The 20342-nt window shown below is 41.0% G+C and carries 19 protein-coding genes; 11 read left to right on the forward strand and 8 right to left on the reverse strand.

The features are described from left to right. A partial coding sequence (locus tag RI557_RS09215; RefSeq protein ID WP_310683404.1) for a T9SS type A sorting domain-containing protein occupies positions 1 to 294 on the forward strand: 294 nt, incomplete at its 5' end. Between the two features lie 70 nt (positions 295 to 364). Here the strand turns inward: RI557_RS09215 and RI557_RS09220 are convergent. Beyond that, positions 365 to 1357: a Gfo/Idh/MocA family oxidoreductase gene (locus RI557_RS09220; RefSeq protein ID WP_310669092.1), complete on the reverse strand. Its 993-nt coding sequence runs from the start codon at positions 1355 to 1357 to the stop codon at positions 365 to 367. A 100-nt stretch (positions 1358 to 1457) separates the two neighbouring features. Between RI557_RS09220 and RI557_RS09225 the strand changes: the two genes are divergently transcribed. The 5 genes from RI557_RS09225 to RI557_RS09245 all read left to right on the forward strand — a co-directional run bounded on the left by RI557_RS09225 (position 1458) and on the right by RI557_RS09245 (position 6910). Beyond that, entirely contained in the window at positions 1458 to 2123 is a 666-nt protein-coding gene (locus tag RI557_RS09225; RefSeq protein WP_310669093.1) for a protein-L-isoaspartate(D-aspartate) O-methyltransferase, read from the forward strand. A gap of 63 nt (positions 2124 to 2186) precedes the next feature. After that, the gene (locus tag RI557_RS09230) at positions 2187 to 2960 is read left to right on the forward strand and encodes an outer membrane beta-barrel protein (RefSeq protein WP_310669094.1); all 774 of its coding nucleotides are present in this window, start codon (positions 2187 to 2189) and stop codon (positions 2958 to 2960) included. Between the two features lie 41 nt (positions 2961 to 3001). After that, positions 3002 to 3358 carry a phage holin family protein gene (locus tag RI557_RS09235; protein ID WP_310669095.1) on the forward strand — a complete coding sequence of 119 codons (357 nt, stop codon included), beginning with the start codon at positions 3002 to 3004 and terminating at the stop codon, positions 3356 to 3358. Further along, complete coding sequence (locus RI557_RS09240) at positions 3358 to 4260, forward strand: histone deacetylase (protein WP_310669096.1); 903 nt, start codon at positions 3358 to 3360, stop codon at positions 4258 to 4260. The genes RI557_RS09235 and RI557_RS09240 overlap by 1 nt, the downstream gene beginning before the upstream one ends. 193 nt (positions 4261 to 4453) lie before the next feature. Further along, on the forward strand, positions 4454 to 6910 hold the full coding sequence (locus RI557_RS09245) for a T9SS type A sorting domain-containing protein (protein ID WP_310683406.1): 2457 nt from the start codon (positions 4454 to 4456) through the stop codon (positions 6908 to 6910). Positions 6911 to 6914: 4 nt separating this feature from the next. On the opposite strand, the gene rfaD is transcribed toward RI557_RS09245, so the two are convergent. Next, positions 6915 to 7880, reverse strand: a complete 966-nt coding sequence (rfaD, locus tag RI557_RS09250; protein ID WP_310683408.1) for an ADP-glyceromanno-heptose 6-epimerase — start codon at positions 7878 to 7880, stop codon at positions 6915 to 6917. 164 nt (positions 7881 to 8044) lie between these two features. On the opposite strand from rfaD, the gene fabD reads away from it, so the two are divergent. The 3 genes from fabD to RI557_RS09265 all read left to right on the forward strand — a co-directional run bounded on the left by fabD (position 8045) and on the right by RI557_RS09265 (position 11058). After that, positions 8045 to 8926, forward strand: a complete 882-nt coding sequence (gene fabD, locus RI557_RS09255) for an ACP S-malonyltransferase (protein WP_310669147.1) — start codon at positions 8045 to 8047, stop codon at positions 8924 to 8926. A 104-nt stretch (positions 8927 to 9030) separates the two neighbouring features. Further along, positions 9031 to 10128: a histidinol-phosphate transaminase gene (gene hisC, locus RI557_RS09260; protein ID WP_310683410.1), complete on the forward strand. Its 1098-nt coding sequence runs from the start codon at positions 9031 to 9033 to the stop codon at positions 10126 to 10128. A 12-nt stretch (positions 10129 to 10140) separates the two neighbouring features. Further along, on the forward strand, positions 10141 to 11058 hold the full coding sequence (locus RI557_RS09265) for a pyridoxal-phosphate dependent enzyme (protein ID WP_310683412.1): 918 nt from the start codon (positions 10141 to 10143) through the stop codon (positions 11056 to 11058). 52 nt (positions 11059 to 11110) lie between these two features. Here the strand turns inward: RI557_RS09265 and ahcY are convergent, their stop codons facing one another. Further along, positions 11111 to 12409 (reverse strand): adenosylhomocysteinase, encoded by a 1299-nt coding sequence (ahcY, locus tag RI557_RS09270; RefSeq protein ID WP_310668956.1) that lies wholly within the window; start codon positions 12407 to 12409, stop codon positions 11111 to 11113. A gap of 47 nt (positions 12410 to 12456) precedes the next feature. Between ahcY and RI557_RS09275 the strand changes: the two genes are divergently transcribed. Then, complete coding sequence (locus RI557_RS09275) at positions 12457 to 13083, forward strand: 4'-phosphopantetheinyl transferase superfamily protein (protein ID WP_310683414.1); 627 nt, start codon at positions 12457 to 12459, stop codon at positions 13081 to 13083. 9 nt (positions 13084 to 13092) lie between these two features. After that, on the forward strand, positions 13093 to 13827 hold the full coding sequence (locus tag RI557_RS09280) for a geranylgeranylglyceryl/heptaprenylglyceryl phosphate synthase (RefSeq protein WP_310668958.1): 735 nt from the start codon (positions 13093 to 13095) through the stop codon (positions 13825 to 13827). Here the strand turns inward: RI557_RS09280 and RI557_RS09285 are convergent. The 5 genes from RI557_RS09285 to RI557_RS09305 all read right to left on the reverse strand — a co-directional run bounded on the left by RI557_RS09285 (position 13802) and on the right by RI557_RS09305 (position 20002). Then, positions 13802 to 14809: an NAD-dependent epimerase/dehydratase family protein gene (locus RI557_RS09285; RefSeq protein ID WP_310668959.1), complete on the reverse strand. Its 1008-nt coding sequence runs from the start codon at positions 14807 to 14809 to the stop codon at positions 13802 to 13804. The genes RI557_RS09280 and RI557_RS09285 overlap by 26 nt on opposite strands. A 9-nt stretch (positions 14810 to 14818) precedes the next feature. Next, on the reverse strand, positions 14819 to 15544 hold the full coding sequence (locus RI557_RS09290; RefSeq protein WP_310683416.1) for a type II CAAX endopeptidase family protein: 726 nt from the start codon (positions 15542 to 15544) through the stop codon (positions 14819 to 14821). A 3-nt stretch (positions 15545 to 15547) separates the two neighbouring features. Then, on the reverse strand, positions 15548 to 17596 hold the full coding sequence (locus tag RI557_RS09295) for a sensor histidine kinase (protein ID WP_310668961.1): 2049 nt from the start codon (positions 17594 to 17596) through the stop codon (positions 15548 to 15550). 131 nt (positions 17597 to 17727) lie between these two features. Continuing rightward, complete coding sequence (locus RI557_RS09300) at positions 17728 to 19743, reverse strand: urocanate hydratase (RefSeq protein WP_310668962.1); 2016 nt, start codon at positions 19741 to 19743, stop codon at positions 17728 to 17730. A gap of 76 nt (positions 19744 to 19819) precedes the next feature. Continuing rightward, positions 19820 to 20002, reverse strand: coding sequence for a DUF5522 domain-containing protein (locus RI557_RS09305; protein ID WP_310668963.1), 183 nt, complete (start codon positions 20000 to 20002; stop codon positions 19820 to 19822). Positions 20003 to 20342 lie beyond the last annotated feature (340 nt).

A 20342-nucleotide genomic window follows, 5' to 3' on the forward strand; every position in this document is an offset into this window, starting at 1 on the left:
AGCCCTGATCAAATCAACAACGTTACTGACCTGCAATCGATCAACAACCTTAATGTTTATCCAAATCCAGCTTCAAGTCAGGTAAACGTAGCTCTTGACTTAGCTGAAGGAATGGATGTAACCATAGAGGTTGCCGATATGCAGGGAAGGGTAGTGAAGTTGAAAAACCTTGGTGAAGTCAACGGTAAGCAAGTGTATAACTTCAATGCTTCAGATCTCAGTAGCGGAGTTTATATTCTCAATATTCAGAACCAAAACGGACCAATTGGTCACCGCACGCTTATTGTGGAATAAAAGATATTTAGAAATATTTGATATTTAAAAAGGGAGCGATCGCTCCCTTTTTGTTGAATAAGATTTGTTGTTATTCCTCAATCAAATTTGGAGTAACTTTCAATTTATCGAGAATTTGGTGAGCTACTTCGAGTGCTTTGTAACCATCTTCGAGGGTGACCTCCGGCTGCTGGTTCTGACCAATAGCTTTTGCAAAACTTCTCAACTCTTCCTTAATAGCATTATGAGGCTCAACCTTTGGCTGATTGAATTCGATCTCTTTCGGTTTTTTGCCGTTGCCCGGATCAATTGTCACAGCCAATGGATCAGGTTCACCCTCTACCGTGTGAAGCTTGACAATTTCCACATCCTTCTCAAGGAAATCGACAGAAATGTAAGCATCGCGCTGAAAGATGCGTGTTTTACGCATGTTCTTCATCGATATGCGGCTCGCAGTAAGATTGGCTACACAGCCGTTATCAAATTCGATACGGGCATTACAGATATCAGGATTATCGCTGACAACAGCTACACCGCTAGCACTGATCTTTTTAATGCCTGAATTGACCATGCTCAATACAATATCGAGGTCGTGAATCATAAGATCCAAAATAACTGATACATCAGTTCCGCGCGGATTGAATTGCGCAAGCCTGTGCGTTTCGATAAACATGGGTTGCGTAATAGATGACTTTGCCGTTTTAAAAGCAGGGTTGAAACGCTCTACGTGACCTACCTGTATTTTTACATTTGCCTCGTGGTTGAGCGCTATCAGTTTTTTTGCTTCATCAACTGAATTGGTGACCGGCTTTTCAATAAAGATGTGCTTCCCATTGCGTAGTGCCATATTTGCGCAATCAAAATGTGATAGAGTTGGCGTTACAATATCGACTACATCAACTTTTTCAATCAGCTCTTCAATTGTGGGGAATGCTTTAATCCCAAATTCCTTGTCTGCATTTTGGGCATTTTCAGCGTTAGGGTCATAGAAACCAATGAGTTCATACTCATCGGTTAACTCTTTTAACAGCTTGAGGTGGATTTTTCCCAAATGTCCGGCACCTAATACTCCTACTTTTAGCATTACTTTCGTTTTTTACAAAAATAGCGCTGACTTTTGTTAGCTCAATCGTTTTTGTTTATTGTTTTTCAATTCGCAGTGTTAATTGTTTAAACCAGATCCAATGTTGAGGGAAGATTCGTTGAAATTTAAGGGTGCCAGGAAGCGGCTCATCGATAAAGTAGGTAAGTTGATGAAAGAGCACGGTGTTGAGGATGAGCGTGTTTTAAAGGCAATGATGGAAGTCCCTCGCCACATTTTTTTTGATAGCGTTTTCGATCAAAAATTCGCTTATGAAAACACTGCCTTCAAGATTGGGGCAGGACAAACGATATCACAGCCATTCACGGTTGCAATTCAAAGTGCTTTGTTAGAAGTTAAAAAGCGCGATAAGATACTCGAAATAGGAACAGGATCTGGGTATCAAGCTGCCGTGCTGTTAGCAATGAGTGCTAAAGTTTTCACAATTGAAAGACAAAAGCTTCTCTATGATAAAGCAAAAGATGTGCTTCCGGCACTTGGTTATCGACCACGCATGTTTTACGGAGATGGCTTTAAAGGATTACCTTCATACGCTCCTTTTGATGGAGTAATAGTAACATGTGGTGCTCCATTTGTTCCTGAAGCTTTAATTGAACAATTGAAGCCGGGCGGAAAAGCTGTAATTCCGGTTGGAGATGGCAACACGCAAAAAATGCTACGAATCATTAAAAATGAAGATGGCTCCACAAAAACAGAGGATTACGGAGATTTCAGCTTCGTTCCCATGCTTCAAAATACAGCTAAATAAAAAATGTTAAAATAATTTTTGGTCAGAGCCGTTATCAACTCAAACTCATTCTTAAAACCTGTCATGAAGAAGAAAATATCAATTGCACTTTTACTCCTTTCCCTTGTAGGCCTGGCAGCTTTTGCTCAGGAAAAAAGCAAGGAAGAAATCAATTATAAGTATCAACCAAAAGACTGGGGTGTTAGCTTCAACGTTTCGGGGTTAATTGATAATATTAGCCTGGAGAGCATGGAAGATATCAATGGAAACCCTGCAATTAGAGTTAGAAAGTTTATCGATGACAGGTGGGCAATATCAGCCGGATTTGGATTGAACTCGTTCAATATTGAAAATTCAAGAGTTGACAGCGTTGGAGCTGCAGAGAATCAATTCGATTCAACTTATAAACGAACAGATTTCTTTTTTGCGCCCGGAGTCGAGTATCACTTTAAAGGAACCAACAGGTTAGATCCTTATGCCGGCTTAGGAGTGACAATTGGAACAATAGGTAGCGAAGATATTGAGGTCAACGATCAAATGATCGACACAACTGGTACAGCTTCTTTTCAAAGAACTTACAACAACCCGGGAGGGTTTACTTTTGGAGCTAACCTTACAGTTGGCTTTAATTACTTCATCGCGAAAAGACTTTCTTTAGGTGCTGAATACCAGTGGGGTTTTATCGCCAGTAGAACAGGAGGCGATTACGAAGTAGTGACGATTAACGATCCTATTAGCGGTGCTTCAACCACAACGCGTACCACCGGATCTGACCGTGTGACAAACAATGGTTTTAGGATGCGGTCAACAATGGGCGTCACCCTCAGCTATTTTTTTAATTTAGAGCGAGGAAAATAAACAGTTGCTCAACACTGCTGTTTACAATCTAAATCTCCAATATGAAATTCGTATTTAAAATAATTATTTCCTCACTGGCTGTTATGGTTGCCGGATGGGTGCTACCGGGCGTTGAAATTGACGACTATTTTACGGGAATAGCCGTAGCGCTTATTCTCGCTTTTTTAAATGCATTCTTGCGTCCCATTTTAGTTGTTTTAACACTCCCTGTGACAGTTTTGTCTCTGGGACTGTTCTTATTCGTGATCAACGCTCTTCTCATCCTTTTGGTCGATTATTTCCTCAGCGGTTTTTATGTCGATAATTTTTGGTGGGCTTTGCTATTCAGTCTTGTGCTGTCTATTGTGACATCAGTTTTTGAAGCCATCAATGGCAAGAACGAACGCACAAACCGATAATGCTCAAGATAGCCTGGAGTAAAATTTACAAGCATCCGCTCCCAGAAAACCATCGTTTCCCGATGGAGAAATACGAGCTTTTGCCACAACAATTGCTTTTAGAGGGAACTGTTGGCAATGAAAACTTTTTTAAGCCTGAGCCAATCAGCGAATCTTTAATTCTTTCAACTCACGATGTAGAATACTGGCAAAAGCTCAAAACCCTTTCATTATCACGTAAAGAAGAGCGCAAGACGGGGTTTCCGTTGTCACAGCAACTCGTTGATCGGGAGTTAATCATTACGGGAGGCACGGTCAGATCCGCAAAATTCGCTCTCGAACATGGAGCTGCTATGAATATTGCTGGCGGCACACATCATGCTTATACGAATAGAGGTGAAGGTTTTTGCTTGCTCAATGATATTGCGATTAGTGCAAATTATCTTCTCGGTCAAAACCTGGCCAGGCAAATCTTAGTCGTTGACCTGGATGTTCATCAGGGAAATGGAACAGCTCAAATCTTTCAGAACGATGACCGCGTGTTCACCTTCAGTATCCACGGAGAGAAAAACTATCCACTCAAGAAAGAACAGTCAGATCTCGATATCGAATTACCTGATGATACAGGCGATAAAGCGTATTTAGAAATACTGCGAAATAAATTACCTGAACTGGTTGAAGCTGTAAATCCAGACTTCGTATTCTTTCAAACAGGAGTTGACGTATTAGCTGATGATAAGCTAGGACGCCTGGCTCTGACCATTAATGGTTGCAAGCAGCGAGATGAAATCGTTTTGGAAACATGTTATCAAAACAACCTGCCGGTTTGCATGTCTATGGGAGGAGGTTATAGCAAGCAACTCTCAAAAATTATTGAGGCTCATGCCAATACTTACCGTTTAGCTCAAAAAATATATTTTTAAACGGCTATAACTCCCTGTTGTGGCGTAAAATGTTTACTGTTAAAAAGAAACAATAACCCTGCTATTTGACAGGTGTTTTTTTAATTCCTATATTTACACTGTTAGTTTATTCGACCGAGTCAGGAGTAGCGTGAAATTTCCTCCGGTCTTATTGGAGGTTTCTACTGATTTAAAAACTATTAATACTTGTATTATGAAAAAGTTCACGTTACTCACACTTTGTATTCTGTTAAGTTCAACCTTTCTCTTTTCTCAATCATTATGGAAGCACCGTTCAGGACCAAATTACCTTCCTAATGATACAGTGTTGTCTATCGACTCCAAAGGAGACACACTAATGTTAGGAACTATCGATGGTCTTATCATAAAAACACCCCAACAACAGACTCTCCTCACAACTGCCGATGGACTAGCTTCTAACACGATTGATAAAATTGAAATAGCAGATGATGGATCTTACATGATATATCACGGAGATGTCAGTTCAATTTCTTATTTTAATGGTAGTAGTTTCCAAATACTCACACAAGGTACAGATTTTGATGGACCATTTCTTGAACTGGAAAGTGATGCAGATAATGTGTTTTATTATCTGGGAGGGCCTTTATTAGATTGTTATGCATATTCAAACTCATCTTTTCAAATTATTGATTCAAAACCAATAACGTCTGGTTCAAACTCTTTAGCAAGAAGTGAGAATGGTTCAGTATTTGGACATAATGATTCTACATTAATTGAGTATAGAAATGGTAATAGAATAGCAGGTCATGTTTTTCAGGGAATTATTCAAATTCTTGAGTCTGAAAACGGTATTTTAGTTCATTCAAATAATCAAGATCATAAGTTTCATGTTTACAACTCAAATGGCTTTACAGATATAGACCCAAATGATGAATTTACTTATAATGGAGGAAAGTTACTGTTTTTTGATGGAGACAGTTCTGTTTGGGTAAATGAGAATAGAATGTTGGATGAACTAGGAAGCGATGAGTCAATGGCTTCGCTAAATTTAAATGCTCCTGTTTCACCTGGACAAATTGTAAAATGGAATGGTAAATTTTATATTCAAAGAGATTATACAGGCTACCTTGAAAGTTATAATGATGATGTAAACTTAAAAAAAGATAAAATATCATCGCAAAACAATATGAGGTTTAGGCTTAATCCAAATGGTAGTCTCGGTTTCCTAAGGGATGCAAACAATGATGATCGCAATCAATTTAAAGATCACAACTTAATTTATCTTGCTAATTCGTGGATTAGTGCAAAAATTAAGAATTCAAACGATTTTAGAATTGCAGCCGATAATACAAATGGTTGGAATCACTTGGATTCGGTTTATTCACAGAGATTGAGCTCTGGTCCATACTCTAATGATTATGAAATCTTTAAAAATCACCAGGCTTGGCGAGTAACTCAAAGTCAAATAGTTGACCATATTGCTAACTATTCTGATCCTGGTTATGAAATACCATTAGATATAAAGAACTGGCCTGCTCATGGTGCTATAAATAGAGGACAAGCAAAGTGTATTGCACCATTCGTAGATGTTGACAATGACGGAGTATATAAGCCTGAAAATGGTGATTACCCACAAATTAGAGGAGATGAAGCTATTTATGCTGTATTCAATGACGAATATGCTCGATTGTCTGGAGAGCAACCAATGCACATTGAAGGTCATATAATGATGTATACTTATGCATCTTCAGATCCAAAGCTGAGTAATACAGTATTTCTCAATTATAGAGTTATAAATAGAAGCGTTAATAATTATGAGGATTTTAAATTTGGTTACAATATTGACGCTGATCTTGGTTATCCTCAAGATGATTTTACTGGATGTGATACTACTAATAACCTTTTTTACTTCTACAATGGTGATAGTTTTGATGAAGGGTTCCCCGGGACAGAAGGTTTCTTGTCTTCAACACCAGCAATGGGTCTCGTATTTTTAGATAACGAGATAACTTCCTTTATAAGTTATAATAATACTAATCAAGTTAATGGTGATCCTCAATCAATTAATCATTTTAAATATTATCTGGATGGTATGTTTAAAAATGGTGCTCCACCTATGGATCTTCAGGGACAACCATCGTCATTCATGTATTCTGGTGATCCGGTTACAAATACGGGCTGGACAGAAGAGAATTCAGGTAATCAGCCCTTTGACCGAAGAGGAGTGGGAGCCATTTCAATTCCTCAATTCAATAGCGGTGATACTGTAGAAATCGATATGGCATTGACTTTAGCTGAAAATGATGGAACCTTAGATAACTTTGAAGTGGTTGGAGATTTGCGCTCGCAGGTTCAGGATATTCAGCAGTGGTACAACAACCAACAATTTGATCCCTGGGAATATGATTGCAACGCTTACAACTCAGTCCCTGATCGCGATCTGACCGAAAATAGCTCGTTTAAATTGTACCCCAATCCGGCTGAGAACTATGTGAGAATTGAATTTACTGATGAGCTAAATAGTTCTAACCAGATCGAGATTTTCAATACACTTGGAGCAATGGTCAGATCGCAAAAAGTTAGTGGCAAACGTGCGAATATTCAGCTCGATAATATGCCGGCCGGAATCTATCTCGTTCGTGTTTCAGGAAGTGATATCAATGAAACAAAAAGGTTGATCGTAAATTGATCTGCTAAAAATATTTACCCGGAATCAAATAGTTTTTGACATAATCTTCAATCCCTTCTTCCAATGTGTGGAAGGGTTTGTCATATCCTTTTTTGCGTGTCTTTTCCATCTTCGCTTCAGTGAAGTACTGGTATTTATCGCGAATATCTTCAGGTGTTGGAATAAATGAAATATCGGGTTCTTTGTCCATCGCTTTAAACGTGTTGGCAGCGAGATCGTAGAAAGTACGGGCTTTTCCTGACCCCAGGTTGTAAATTCCACTCTTGATGCGGTTTTCCATGTGGAAGATGAGGACATCTGCTGCATCTTTCACGTACACAAAATCGCGCTGTTGCTCTCCATCTTCAAAGTCAGGATTGTGAGACTTGAAAAGCTTCATCTTTCCCGTTTTTTGGATCTGATTGAAAGTGTGCCAAACAACTGAGGCCATACGACTTTTATGGTATTCATTTGGTCCGTAAACATTAAAGAATTTTATTCCAATCCAGTAAAGAGGTTTTTTCTCTTGTTTCAGAACCCATTTGTCAAAGTCATTTTTCGATTCACCATACGGGTTGAGAGGCTGTAGTTTTTCAGCCAGTTCATCTTTATCTTCATAGCCGTGTTCACCGAGACCGTATGTGGCTGCACTACTGGCGTAAACGAGCGGAATTCCATACTCAATACATTTTTCCCAAACCATCTTTGAATAGTTCACATTCAAATGGTCAAAGATGCTTTTGTCAAATTCAGCCGTGTCAGTTCTGGCACCCAGGTGAAAGATAAACTCAACATGCTCTCCGTTTCGCTTTAGCCAGTTGTCAAAATTCTCGCGATCAACGCGTGCGGTTATCGACTTGTTTTCGAGATTTTTGTTCTTTTTATCGTTTGAAAAATCATCGACTACAACGATGTTTTTGTATCCCTGTTCATTGAGTCGGCCAACTAATACGCTGGCTATAAATCCTGCGGCACCTGTAACTACGATCATGGAGTGTGAATTTTATACAACAAATATACAAATGGAGGAGAAGTGCCTGATGTGTTACGATTCATTTATTTTTGGCTCGAATTTTAAGAGCGGGTTGATTTGATTAACTTGCTCCATTCCGGCCCGGCCGGAACGAATTGAAAAAAGAAATCAAATATTTAGATATGAAAGCATACGTATTTCCGGGGCAGGGTGCCCAGTTTTCAGGAATGGGAAAGGACATGTACGATGGATCTGACCGTGCAAAAGATCTTTTTAAAAAAGCAGATGAAATTCTCGGTTTCGAGATTTCAAAAGTGATGTTTGAAGGAAGCGCTGAAGAACTCAAAGAAACAAAAGTTACTCAGCCTGCCATCTTTTTGCATTCTACCATTCTTGCAGAATTGATGCATGATTTCAATCCTGATATGGTTGCAGGTCATTCACTGGGTGAGTTTTCAGCATTGGTTGCAAATGGTACACTCAATTTTGAGGATGCACTTAAACTAGTCTCAAAACGTGCTATGGCCATGCAAAAAGCCTGTGAAGCTGAGCCTTCAACAATGGCTGCAATTCTTGGCCTTGAAGATGAGGTTGTGGAAAAAGTTTGCAACGAAATTGACGGGGTAGTAGTTCCGGCAAACTACAACTGCCCCGGCCAACTCGTGATTTCTGGAAGTGTTAAGGCAGTTGAAGACGCTTGCGAAAAGCTTAAAGAAGCCGGAGCTAAAAGAGCGATGGTTTTACCTGTGGGCGGTGCATTTCACTCTCCGTTGATGGAACCTGCTCGTGTTGAACTGGAAAAAGCGATCAACGAAACAACGTTCAACCAACCAAAATGTCCGGTATATCAAAATGCTGTGGCTAAAGCTGTTTCAAGTCCTGAGGAGATCAAACAAAATCTGATCGATCAACTTACTGCTCCGGTTAAATGGACACAAAGCGTTAAAGCGATGATGGAAGACGGTGCGAGTGAGTTTACCGAAGTAGGACCGGGGAAAGTACTCCAGGGACTCGTTAAAAAGGTTGACCGCAAAATGCCGGTTAGCAGCGGCAGCTTTGAATAGAGAATTATTCGCTTGTTGACATTATGCTCAGATCTCAAATTACGGCTGAACCAAAAAGCCGATTTGAAGTTTGAGTAATTAGGAACGATTGAAATTATTGGATTATGATTGACATACCATCGCACATTGCTAACCTAAAGTCGTATAACCCGGGCAAATCAGTTGAGGACTACCGGGCCGAGTTTGGTTTTACCAAAACGGCAATTCTCTGGAATAATGAGAATAACCTGGGTGTTTCCAAAAAAGCTCAAAGTCGTGTTAACGAAGCATTGCAGAGAGTCAACACTTATCCTGATCCACTGAGTACAAAGCTTCGCCAAAAACTGGCAAAACTCAACAATGTCAATATGGAAAATACTGTTGTAGGGAATGGTTCTGAAGCTATTCTCGACAATATTTTCAAAGCATTTTGTAATAGAGGTGATGAAATGCTTACGAGTGAAGGAACTTTTGTAGCGGTTTATATATGGGCGCAAAGTAACAATGTACCGGTTGTGAAAACATCCCTTACCGCTAATTTCCAAATCGATCTCGATGAAATCCTAAACAAGATAACGGACAAAACAAAAGTCATTTACCTGCCAAATGCCAATAACCCAACAGGTACAATGATCTCAGAGAGTGATCTCAAGCGTTTTTTTGAAAAAGTGCCCAACCATATTTTGGTTGTAGTTGACGAGGCGTACTTCGAGTACTCAAAGGATTTGCGATCTGATTATCCTGATACATCCGGCTGGGAAAAAGAGAATTTGCTCACGCTGCGTACTTTTTCTAAAGCTTACGGTTTGGCCGGTGTCCGTTTGGGGTATGCTATCGGTCAGAGCCGAATAATCGATGCCCTCGACAAAGTTCGAAACACATTTGAACCGTCAGACCTCACGCAAGCAGCCGGCATTGGAGCTCTCGAAGATGATGAATTCCTCAAAGCTGGAATTGCATTGAACTCCGAGTGGCTGCCAAAATTCAAAAACCTGATGAATGAATTGGGCATCAAACAAGCCGATAGTTTCGCCAATTTTATCATGATTGACCTCGAAACGGAGGAACGAGCTGTTGAAGTAAAAGACGAACTTCTCAAAAAGGGAGTCTTTGTTCGTCACTTGCCTGCTTTTGGTTTGCCGTCTTGTCTTCGTATTAGCACGGGAACAACTGATGAAAACGAGTATTTTGTAGAAGTATTTAAAGATATTATTTCAAAATAACGGAGCTGTTTGGTGAAATGGCCACATAAAAAATCATCAATTTCTCAGGTTAAGCTGCCGGGCGGCTTTGAGTTAGATTTGCTTCGAGATGACGAGCTTCATTCTCAAATTTCAGGAAACAAATGGCGTAAGCTCAAATTCAACGTATTAAAAGCTGAACAAAAAAGATACGAGCAAATACTAACCTACGGAGGAGCATTCTCAAACCATATTGCCGCTACTGCTGCAGCCGGAAAGGAGTTTGGCTTTAAAACGATTGGAGTGATTCGCGGAGAGTACGATTCCAACAACCCAACATTAAAATTTGCAGAAAACTGCGAAATGCAGCTCCATTTCGTGTCAAGATCTCACTATCGTGAAAAGGATGCCAAATTTTTTCGGTCAGATCTCAGGAAGAAATTTGGCCCGTTTTTCAATATTCCCGAGGGAGGAGCAAACTTTGAAGGAATACAGGGCTGCCAGGAAATATGGAAGGATATCGAGCGAGAATACGATTATGTTATAGTTCCCTGCGGCACCTGCACGACAATGGCCGGACTCATACTCGGTAATCCAAATCCGGTTAGAACAAAAGTGGTTGGAATTCCGGTTCTGAATGTGAATGACGGTATGCGATCAGATTTAAACCAAAAACTCTTTCAGGTACTCTACGATTGGGAGTTGGTTGAAGATTATAAAGATGATTACTTGCTTTATCCTGACTTCCACCTTGGCGGTTACGCCAAAATAACGCCCGAATTGAAAGGTTTTGTAGAATCTTTTAAGAGTGAAAATGCAATTCAACTCGACTATATCTACAACGGAAAAATGATATTTGCTTTGAGTGAGTTGATCGGTGAAAAAATTCCTGAATACTCAAAAGTATTAGCAATTCATACCGGTGGCGTTCAGGGAAATGAAGGTTTGCGCTATATGGGGAAGATTCAATAAAAAAGCCCCAACAGAAATCTGCTGAGGCTTTGAGATCAAAAAGAATCTAATCTTAGTATCTGTAATATTCTGGCTTGTATGGGCCTTCAGGCTTAACACCAATGTATTCTGCCTGATCGCTTGACAATCTATCCAATTCAACACCAATTTTGCTGAGGTGCAATTCAGCAACTTTTTCATCGAGGTGTTTTGGAAGAGTGTAAACCTTGTTTTCGTATTGATCTCCACGTTCCCAAAGTTCTAATTGTGCAAGCACCTGGTTGGTGAAACTGTTACTCATCACGAATGATGGGTGACCCGTTGCACAACCGAGGTTCACAAGACGGCCTTCAGCCAGTAGGATAATATCTTTACCATCTAAGTTGAAGAGATCAACCTGTGGCTTGATCGTATCCTTTTTGGCATTTTCAGTCAACCACGCTACATCGATTTCATTATCAAAGTGACCGATGTTGCAAACGATTGTTTTGTCTTTCATTTTCTTGAAATATTCTCCTGTGATGATGTCTTTGTTACCTGTAGCCGTAACAACGATATCAGCTTCGAGAACAGCGTTTTCCATCTTTTTCACTTCAAAGCCGTCCATTGCAGCCTGAAGCGCACAAATAGGATCGATTTCTGTAACGATTACGCGGCATCCTGCACCTCTTAAACTCGCTGCAGTACCTTTACCAACATCACCGTAACCAGCTACAACCGCTACTTTACCAGCAAGCATTACGTCAGTCGCTCTGCGAATAGCATCAACTGCAGATTCTCTACAACCATATTTGTTATCAAACTTCGATTTAGTTACCGAGTCGTTTACGTTAATAGCAGGCATTGGAAGTGTTCCTTTGCGCTGGCGCTCGTAAAGGCGGTGAACACCTGTAGTGGTTTCTTCAGAAAGACCTTTGATGTCTTTTACTAACTCAGGATATTCATCGAGAACCATGTTGGTGAGGTCTCCACCGTCATCGAGGATCATGTTGAGTTTTTTACCACCTTCAAATGCATCGAGTGTTTGTTCAATGCACCAGTCAAACTCTTCAGCAGTCATACCTTTCCATGCAAAAACAGGAACACCTGCTTCAGCGATTGCTGCTGCAGCATGATCTTGAGTTGAAAAAATGTTACATGAAGACCAGGTTACATCTGCTCCTAATTCAACTAATGTTTCAATCAAAACAGCAGTTTGAATTGTCATGTGAAGACAGCCTGCAATACGAGCACCTTTCAAAGGTTTGTCTGGACCGTACTCTTCACGGAGCGACATCAATCCTGGCATTTCCGCTTCAGCCAATTCAATTTCTTTTCTTCCCCACGCGGCAAGGGAAATATCTTTTACTTTGTAGTTCAGCGTTTTTTCCATAATGAAATGCTGTTGTTTTAAATTTTGGCAAAAATAAGAACTAATTCATGGGTATCCACTTTTCTCGGGAGATTAAACCGTCAACAGGCTATTATGTTGCAGTAGTAAGTGTCAATTTTTCAATTGATTATCTTCTCGAACATGTTGATATGTGCGATGAAGAGCGTGATCGGTTCAAATCTATTACGCATGAAAATCGGCAACGAGAATTTTTAGGAACTCGATTTGCGATCAAGCAATTATTAGGGAAACAACCTAATTTACTGCGAGATGGTAATGGGAAACCGCATTTTCACAGCCTGGCTCTTGAGTTGAGTTTGTCTCATTGTGGTCAGAGCCTGGCGTTGATCATGCATCCGTACCACGATGTTGGAATCGATTTGCAAAAGGTGAACGAAAAAGTTTTGCTCGTTGGTAAAAAGTTCCTGAATGATGAAGAGCTCGCTACGGTTGGCTCTGACCGTGAAAAAGCAACTCTTTACTGGAGTGCAAAAGAAGCGTTGTACAAATATTACAGCAGGCGACAACTCAGTTTAAAAAATGATTTGCAAATTGTGGAGAAGGAGGAAGGGCGCTTTATTGGCGTTATTTCAAAAGAAAGCCATTACGAGGAAGTACCGCTTAATTGGGAGTGGATTGGTAATTTCGCATTAGTTTACACGGTAAAGTCGTAATATTGCAACATGAACGTAACCGAACTCCATAAGATGAAAGAGGCAGGCCATAAAGGACTTGTCGTGCTCATCGATCCCGATAAATGTGGAGATGGTTATTTAGATGAGTTGCTCACTATTGCTGCTGTCAACAAACCCACTTTCTTTTTTGTGGGGGGCAGCCTCATGACAACTCAGCGATTGAGAGAAACAGTTCAGTTTCTCAAAAAAAATACTGATGTTCCTGTTATTTTATTTCCGGGAAGCGGGAACCAGATCGATGAAAATGCCGATGCTATTTTACTCCTTTCTTTAATCTCTGGCAGAAACCCGGAGTTGTTGATCGGGGAGCATGTGAAAGCTGCACCGGCTTTGAAAGCGAGCGGACTCGGGATTTGGTCTACCGGTTACATTTTGGTTGATGGTGGTGCTCCAACAACGGCTTCTTATATTTCCGGCTCTCAGCCTGTGCCACGCAACAAGCCTGAGATTGCAGCGGTAACTGCAACGGCTGCGGAGATGATTGGCATGCAGTGTATTTACCTCGATGCGGGTAGTGGAGCGAAAAATGAGGTTTCGCCAAAAATGATCAAATCGGTTTCAAAATCAGTTGATTTACCCATCATCGTGGGTGGCGGAATGAAAACTCGCGATCAAGTCGAAGCTGCGTGGAATGCTGGCGCAACACTTGTTGTGGTGGGAAACGCAATTGAAAAAGAGCCGGCACTTCTCGAATCGCTCAGCGAATCAGGTTCTCAGCTTTGAGCCAGTTTACAGTTTCGGTCAGAGCCTTCTTAAACGGGGTTACTTCGTAGCCGATTTCGTTTTTCGCTTTTGATAAATCGGTTCCCCAGTTGTGCATGTACTTTTTAGCAAAACCCGGAGTGATGAGTGGAGGCTTACCTGTTGTTTCGGCAGCGAGTTCCATTCCGCGCGCAACTTTTACCATTAGCCTGATAGGTAATTTTATCATCTTGTGCGATTTTCCTTTTTGCTCTGCCAAATAGTTGAAAAATTCCCTGTAGCTGATATTCTCTCCACCCAAAATGTAATTGTGTCCGCTTTTTCCTTTTTCCTGAGCTGCAATATGGCCGTCCACAACATCATTGATGAAAGCGTAATTTCCTGTAGAGTACCCATCACCGGGCATGAAGCGGAATTTCCCCTGCCAGTACTGCATGATGAGTCTGGTAACAGCATTGCTGATAGAGAGTGCTCCTGGACCAAATACACGGGTTGGACTCACAAATTTGATGTCGAGTCCGCGGTCGATAAATTTTAGGGACTCATTAATTGAGCGCTGCTTGGTGGATTCGTATTCTGTGAAATGGTTTTGGGGCGAAAACGATTCGTCAATCAGCTTTTCATCTTTTTGAGGGCCAAATGTCCCTGCTGATGAGGTGATCACAATATTTTTAACTTCATTGTGATAAGCTGCTTCCAACACGTTTGTGGTTCCAATAACGTTGACCTGAAAATAGGTGGCGTTATCTTTTGCCCAGGGCTTTGCAAAAGCCGCCAGGTGATAAATGGCATCGACATTTTTCGTGTGTTCTGAAAGAGATTCTCTGTCGAGAATATCACCCGATACGATCTCTATTTTGGGATTAGTCGTTAGATAATCGGGAACTGATGATCCGGGTCGATTGAGTAATTTTACAAACTCACCGCGCTTTGTCAATTCAGTTGCCAGGTTACCACCCAGGTAGCCTCGTCCACCTGTAATGAAGTTGATTTTTTCTGTCATCTAAAAATATTACAAGCTGCAAAAGTAAGTGTTCAATAGCCCAAGATAAAAGTGAAAAATGAGCGCGTAGTAAATTGACCCGGTTCTGAATGTGAGTAAACCCATATAGATGCCTCCTGCAACAGCTCCCCAGGTCTCGCCCTCAGGCTTCCCGATGTGCATAAGTGCGGTGAGTAACGTTTGAAACATGATAGCGCCAAACACGCCCATTTTTTCTTTGAAACCGAATTGGACAAAACCTCTGAAAAAGAATTCCCATCCGATGTAATGAGGTAAGTACGAAATTGCCCACAAAACGAACATCCATGCAGATTGTGTCGCTATTTCGAGCGGAAAGTGAGAGCTGTAAAACTCCTGATGATCGGGGTTTTGTGCGCTGTTGTAAACGATAAAAGGCATGATGATGAAGGTGATGAGTGTAGCCTTTAATCCAACTTTATAATCGCCAATTTTTAATCCGAAATCTGCGAGTTTTTCTTTCAGTACGAGTTTGATGATCACGACCGGAATCAGGAAAAACAACAAAAGTGATGCTCCGTGATGCCACAGCCATTTATACCATAAAAACCATTCAGAACCATCGTTTAAATGCTGGAAGTGATCCGTGAAAAATTGATGATCGCCCTCGTAAATTTTTAAGATGAGGAGTATCGTTATCGATATCCACAAAATGGCGTTTCGCTTACTGGTTTGAAATAGTGGAGCTGTAAAAGTGTTTTCTCTCAGCCATTTCATTTGTTAGTCATTCTTTAGAGGGAGAGTAAAATAGAAAGTTGACCCTTTATCGGGCGAACTGGAAACGCTTATTTTTCCTTTGTTTTGGTCGATAAAATCTTTCACGAGTAACAACCCGATTCCTGTTCCTTTTTCCTGCTTTGTTCCGCGGGTGCTTTTTGTTGCGCTAAACTGAAAGAGTTTTTCTTGTTTATCGAGCGGGATTCCTTTTCCCTGATCATGCACTGCAAATTCTACAAATTGGCCGTTTTGGTCACAGGTAAGTGTGATTTTTTTTCCAGGGTAAGAAAACTTGATAGCATTGCTGATAAGGTTGCGGAAAACGGTACTAATCATATTGGGATCTCCATAAACCTCAAGTCCCTGCGGAATTTTATTCACCAACTCCAAATCTTTTTCCTCAAGACTTTTGTGGAGAAGAGCATCTACATCATTTAGGATTTTACTCACTCTAAATTTTTGAGGAGTAAAACTCATCACGCCCATTTGCGATCGTGCCCAATCGAATAGGTTGACCAGTAAGTTGTATGCTGAATTTGCATTTTGGGTGAGTGCCTTAATCGTTTCTGTGAGTTCTTCGCGTTCAATTTTATCCTCTTCCAGATCATCGAGTAATAATTCCAGTGCTACTTTGATGCCGCTCACAGGACCCCGGAGATCATGACCTATTACTGAAAGGTATTTGTTCTTGGCTTCATTTGCTTTTGTGAGCTCATCATTCGTTTTTTCGAGCTTTTGTTGAGCTAATTTAAGTTCACGAAGTGATTCGTAGAGTTCTTCAGTTCGTTCTTCAACCTGACTTTCCAGTTCTTGATTAACCTTATTGAGTTTTTTAGTGAGTCTTTCATTCTTCATTTTGGTTCTGACCGATCGATCAGCGAGCAATATAATTTGTGAGAGTAGGAAAATGAAAATTCCTAAACGGGCATATGAATCACTTGGAATATAGCTTAGGCTGGTCAGTATATCATGCAGCATTGCAATTGCCAAAACAAAAAAGCCGATGAGGAATACCCATCCGCCTCGAGCTCCGTTACGTATGGATCTGATCACTACAATCAATAAATAAACTAATCCTACAAGTGAAAAAAACTGATAAAATGTAATGGTTTTAGCACTGAGATGAGTTGGGATAAAGATTATCACAGCACTCATGGCAAAGGAAACGATCGTTATGGTGAACAGTGCCCATTTGTGGAAGTAGGATTTAAAGAGTTCGTAGAGGTAGAGGGAAAGGACTCCGACCCCTGCATAAAATGAAACGATTTCAGATTTTATCAGGATTGAATAAGGAATTCCCGGTATGTAAGAAAGGACAAATTCGTCACTCGCAGAAATGTTTAGTGCAGCCAATAGACAGGCGAGTGCAAAGTAAACATGCCAAATTGAATCACGCTTTAGGAAATAGAGTGCGAGAAAATAAATGGCTGAGACAAAAAGTGCTCCCAGCAGGAAAAAGTCCCCAAAAATACTTCGGTTGTGAGATTCCCTTAGGTTTTGTTCAGGTCCAACAATGATCGGATCCCAAATTCCGCCAACAGAATAGTCGTAATTCGCGATCTGTAAAATAAATTCAAAGTGATTGGTATCGTGTGGGAGATCGATGATTTGTGGTGCATACATTGCTTCGTAAGCAGACTCAGATTTTCCAACTTTCCCAATCTCCACGAGCTTCTCCCCATTTACATAGAAAAGAGCTGATGTGCCAATTGTAGGTATTTTGATAGAAACACGCTTTTCATCTTTCGGTACCGTAATTGAAAAGCGGTAAGTACCATATCCACGCGGTTGAAGCCTTGTATAGGAATCGAGTTGAAAGTCGTTCCAAACATGTGGGATTTTCACAAACCGTTTATTGACATCTGATTTCAACGGGAAATCCTGTGGTGTGAGCAATTGATGCCAGTAAAACTCAGCTTCTCCCTGAATTTTGATTGCCTTTTGGAAATCTCCAGTATGAGTAAGGTCCAGCTTCCCTTCGTTCAGCACCGCCTGGCTCTGAAGAAAAGAAACAGCAAAAAGGCAAATAAGGGATATAAAAAGCTGTCTCATTGAGGGTTGAAATTCAACGTGCGAAGGTAAAGGCTTTTAATACGTCTGCAAGAAAATGGAACGCTAACTTTTTAATTAAAAGGCTAAAACTGAGACCGTGAGTGATTCACAATCTCAGTTCAATTTTAGTTTTATTCATTACTAAATGTCTTTTTGATGAGTTCGTCATCAGCAATATTGGGAATAGTAACTATTAAGTTTGGAGTGCGCTCCATTTCGCGCTTGATGGCAAATAATGCTTCATCATTTCTGGCCCAGCTTCTTCGAGCAATTCCGTTATTGACATCCCAAAAAAGCATTTGTTTGAGTCGTCTGTCGGCATCGTCAGAACCATCGAGAACCATCCCGAAACCTCCGTTGATGACTTCGCCCCATCCAACGCCACCGCCATTGTGGATCGATACCCAGGTAGCGCCTCTAAATGAATCGCCAATCACGTTTTGAATGGCCATGTCAGCAGTGAATTTGGAACCGTCATAAATGTTGGATGTCTCGCGGAAAGGTGAATCCGTTCCCGATACATCGTGATGATCACGACCGAGCACAACCGGACCTATTTTCCCTTCTTTAATGGCTTTGTTGAAAGCTGCCGCAATTTTAGTTCTTCCTTCAGCATCAGCGTAAAGGATACGCGCTTGCGAACCCACAACCAGTTTGTTTTCACGGGCACCTTCAATCCATTGAATGTTATCAGCCATTTGTTGTTGAATTTCTTCAGGAGAATTGGATTTAATTTCAGATAAAACTTCCTGAGCCAACTTATCAGTTATAGCCAAATCTTCCTCTTTACCTGATGTGCAAACCCAGCGAAACGGACCAAAACCATAGTCAAAGCACATGGGTCCTAAAATATCCTGAACGTAAGAAGGATAAATAAAACCGTCTCCGTCCTGGTTCATGATATCAGCTCCGGCACGAGAAGCTTCCAGTAAGAAGGCATTTCCGTAATCGAAGAAATACATGCCGTTTTTGCTCAGTGCGTTTACAGCATCTGCATGTTTGCGCAGTGTTTTGCGTACTTCTTCTTTAAACTTCTCAGGCTGTTTAGCCATCATCTCGTTTGATTCCTCGTAGCTCAATCCGGCAGGGTAATAACCACCTGCCCATGGATTGTGAAGAGATGTTTGGTCAGATCCCAAATCAACATGAACATCGCGTTCCACAAAACGCTCCCACAAGTCAACGATATTCCCGAGGAAAGCGATTGAGTGGGCTTCATTTTGGTTCTGATAGTGAAGGGCAGTATCAATGCATTTGTCAACATCCTCAATCACTTCATCTACCCAGCCCTGTTCGTGACGTTTGTAAGCCGCCTTTGGGTTGATCTCAGCAGTAATGCTCACAACACCGGCAATATTTCCTGCTTTTGGCTGAGCACCACTCATCCCGCCAAGTCCGGCAGTTACGAAAAGTTTTGTTTCATTTTTTGCTTTTCCTGAGCGGTCGAGCATACGCGCTGCGTTCATAACCGTAATCGTGGTGCCGTGAACGATTCCCTGCGGACCAATATACATGTAAGATCCCGCTGTCATTTGTCCAAATTGCGAAACGCCAAGGGCATTGAAACGTTCCCAGTCATCGGGTTTTGAGTAGTTGGGGATCATCATTCCGTTTGTCACAACCACACGAGGAGCATCTTTGTGAGAAGGAAACAATCCCTGCGGATGGCCCGAGTTCATCACGAGTGTTTGCTCATCTGTCATCTCGCTGAGGTATTTCATTGTGAGCCTGTACTGCGCCCAGTTTTGAAAAACTGCTCCGTTTCCGCCATAGGTAATGAGTTCATCAGGGTGTTGTGCAACGACCGGATCCAAATTGTTTTGAATCATCACCATAATCGCAGCAGCTTGTTTGCAATTTGCAGGGTATTCATCAATGCTGCGAGCGTAAATAGCGTTTTTTGGTTTGTAGCGGTACATGTAAATGCGGCCGTACTTTTTGAGCTCATCGGCAAATTCTGCAGCCAGTGTTTCGTGTTGCTCTTTTGGGAAATAGCGCAATGCATTTTTTAGCGCGAGCGCTTTTTCTTTATCTGTTAAGATTTCCTTTCTCTTGGGAGCGTGGTTGCTGGATTCATCGTAAACCGGTGTTTCAGGAAGTTGAGCCGGTATCCCTTCTTTAATTTCTTCTTTAAATGATAGTGCCATTTTCAATATTTTATCATTTACATAACCCCGAACCTAACCGTTAGTTCACGAAGTTTTGGTCAGATCCTGAAGTTATTCATTTTCTGCGTTTTTTCTTTTTGTTGAAGCTGTAAGGGCAGTGCAGGCAACCGCTTTGACAACAGTAGCCGCGCTTGAGGTGGTACTTTTCGGTGAAAACGATATAACCTTCCTCAGAATAGTAATAATCCTCAGGATCTAGTTTTGGTTTTTGAAAAAAGCTGCTCAGATTTTCACTCATGATGAGCGCAAAGGTAACGATCAAATTTTTTTAATTTGTAAGGGAAGTTAGATGACGAATTCAGAATTATGATTTTGAGCTAGCTAGTTAGCCACAAAGTCGCTAAAGCTCAAAGTTGATTTTTCTATTTTTCAGCTATCGGTCAGAGTTGAAAGTCTGCGTTTTCATGGATTAGGTGGTGGTTCACCGGCTGAATAAGTGAAAACACTTTCAAAAAAAGGTGTAACCAAAAAAGCCGGACTCTCGCCCGGCTTTCCAAAAAATCTCAAAGAATTTTTTCACTTACTGAATGAAGACTTCTTTGTAAGTAATACTCTCATTTGTGGTTTTACCTTTTGCT

It is taken from the genome of Salibacter sp., assembly GCF_031581065.1.
In the GTDB taxonomy this organism is placed as follows: domain Bacteria; phylum Bacteroidota; class Bacteroidia; order Flavobacteriales_G; family Salibacteraceae; genus Salibacter.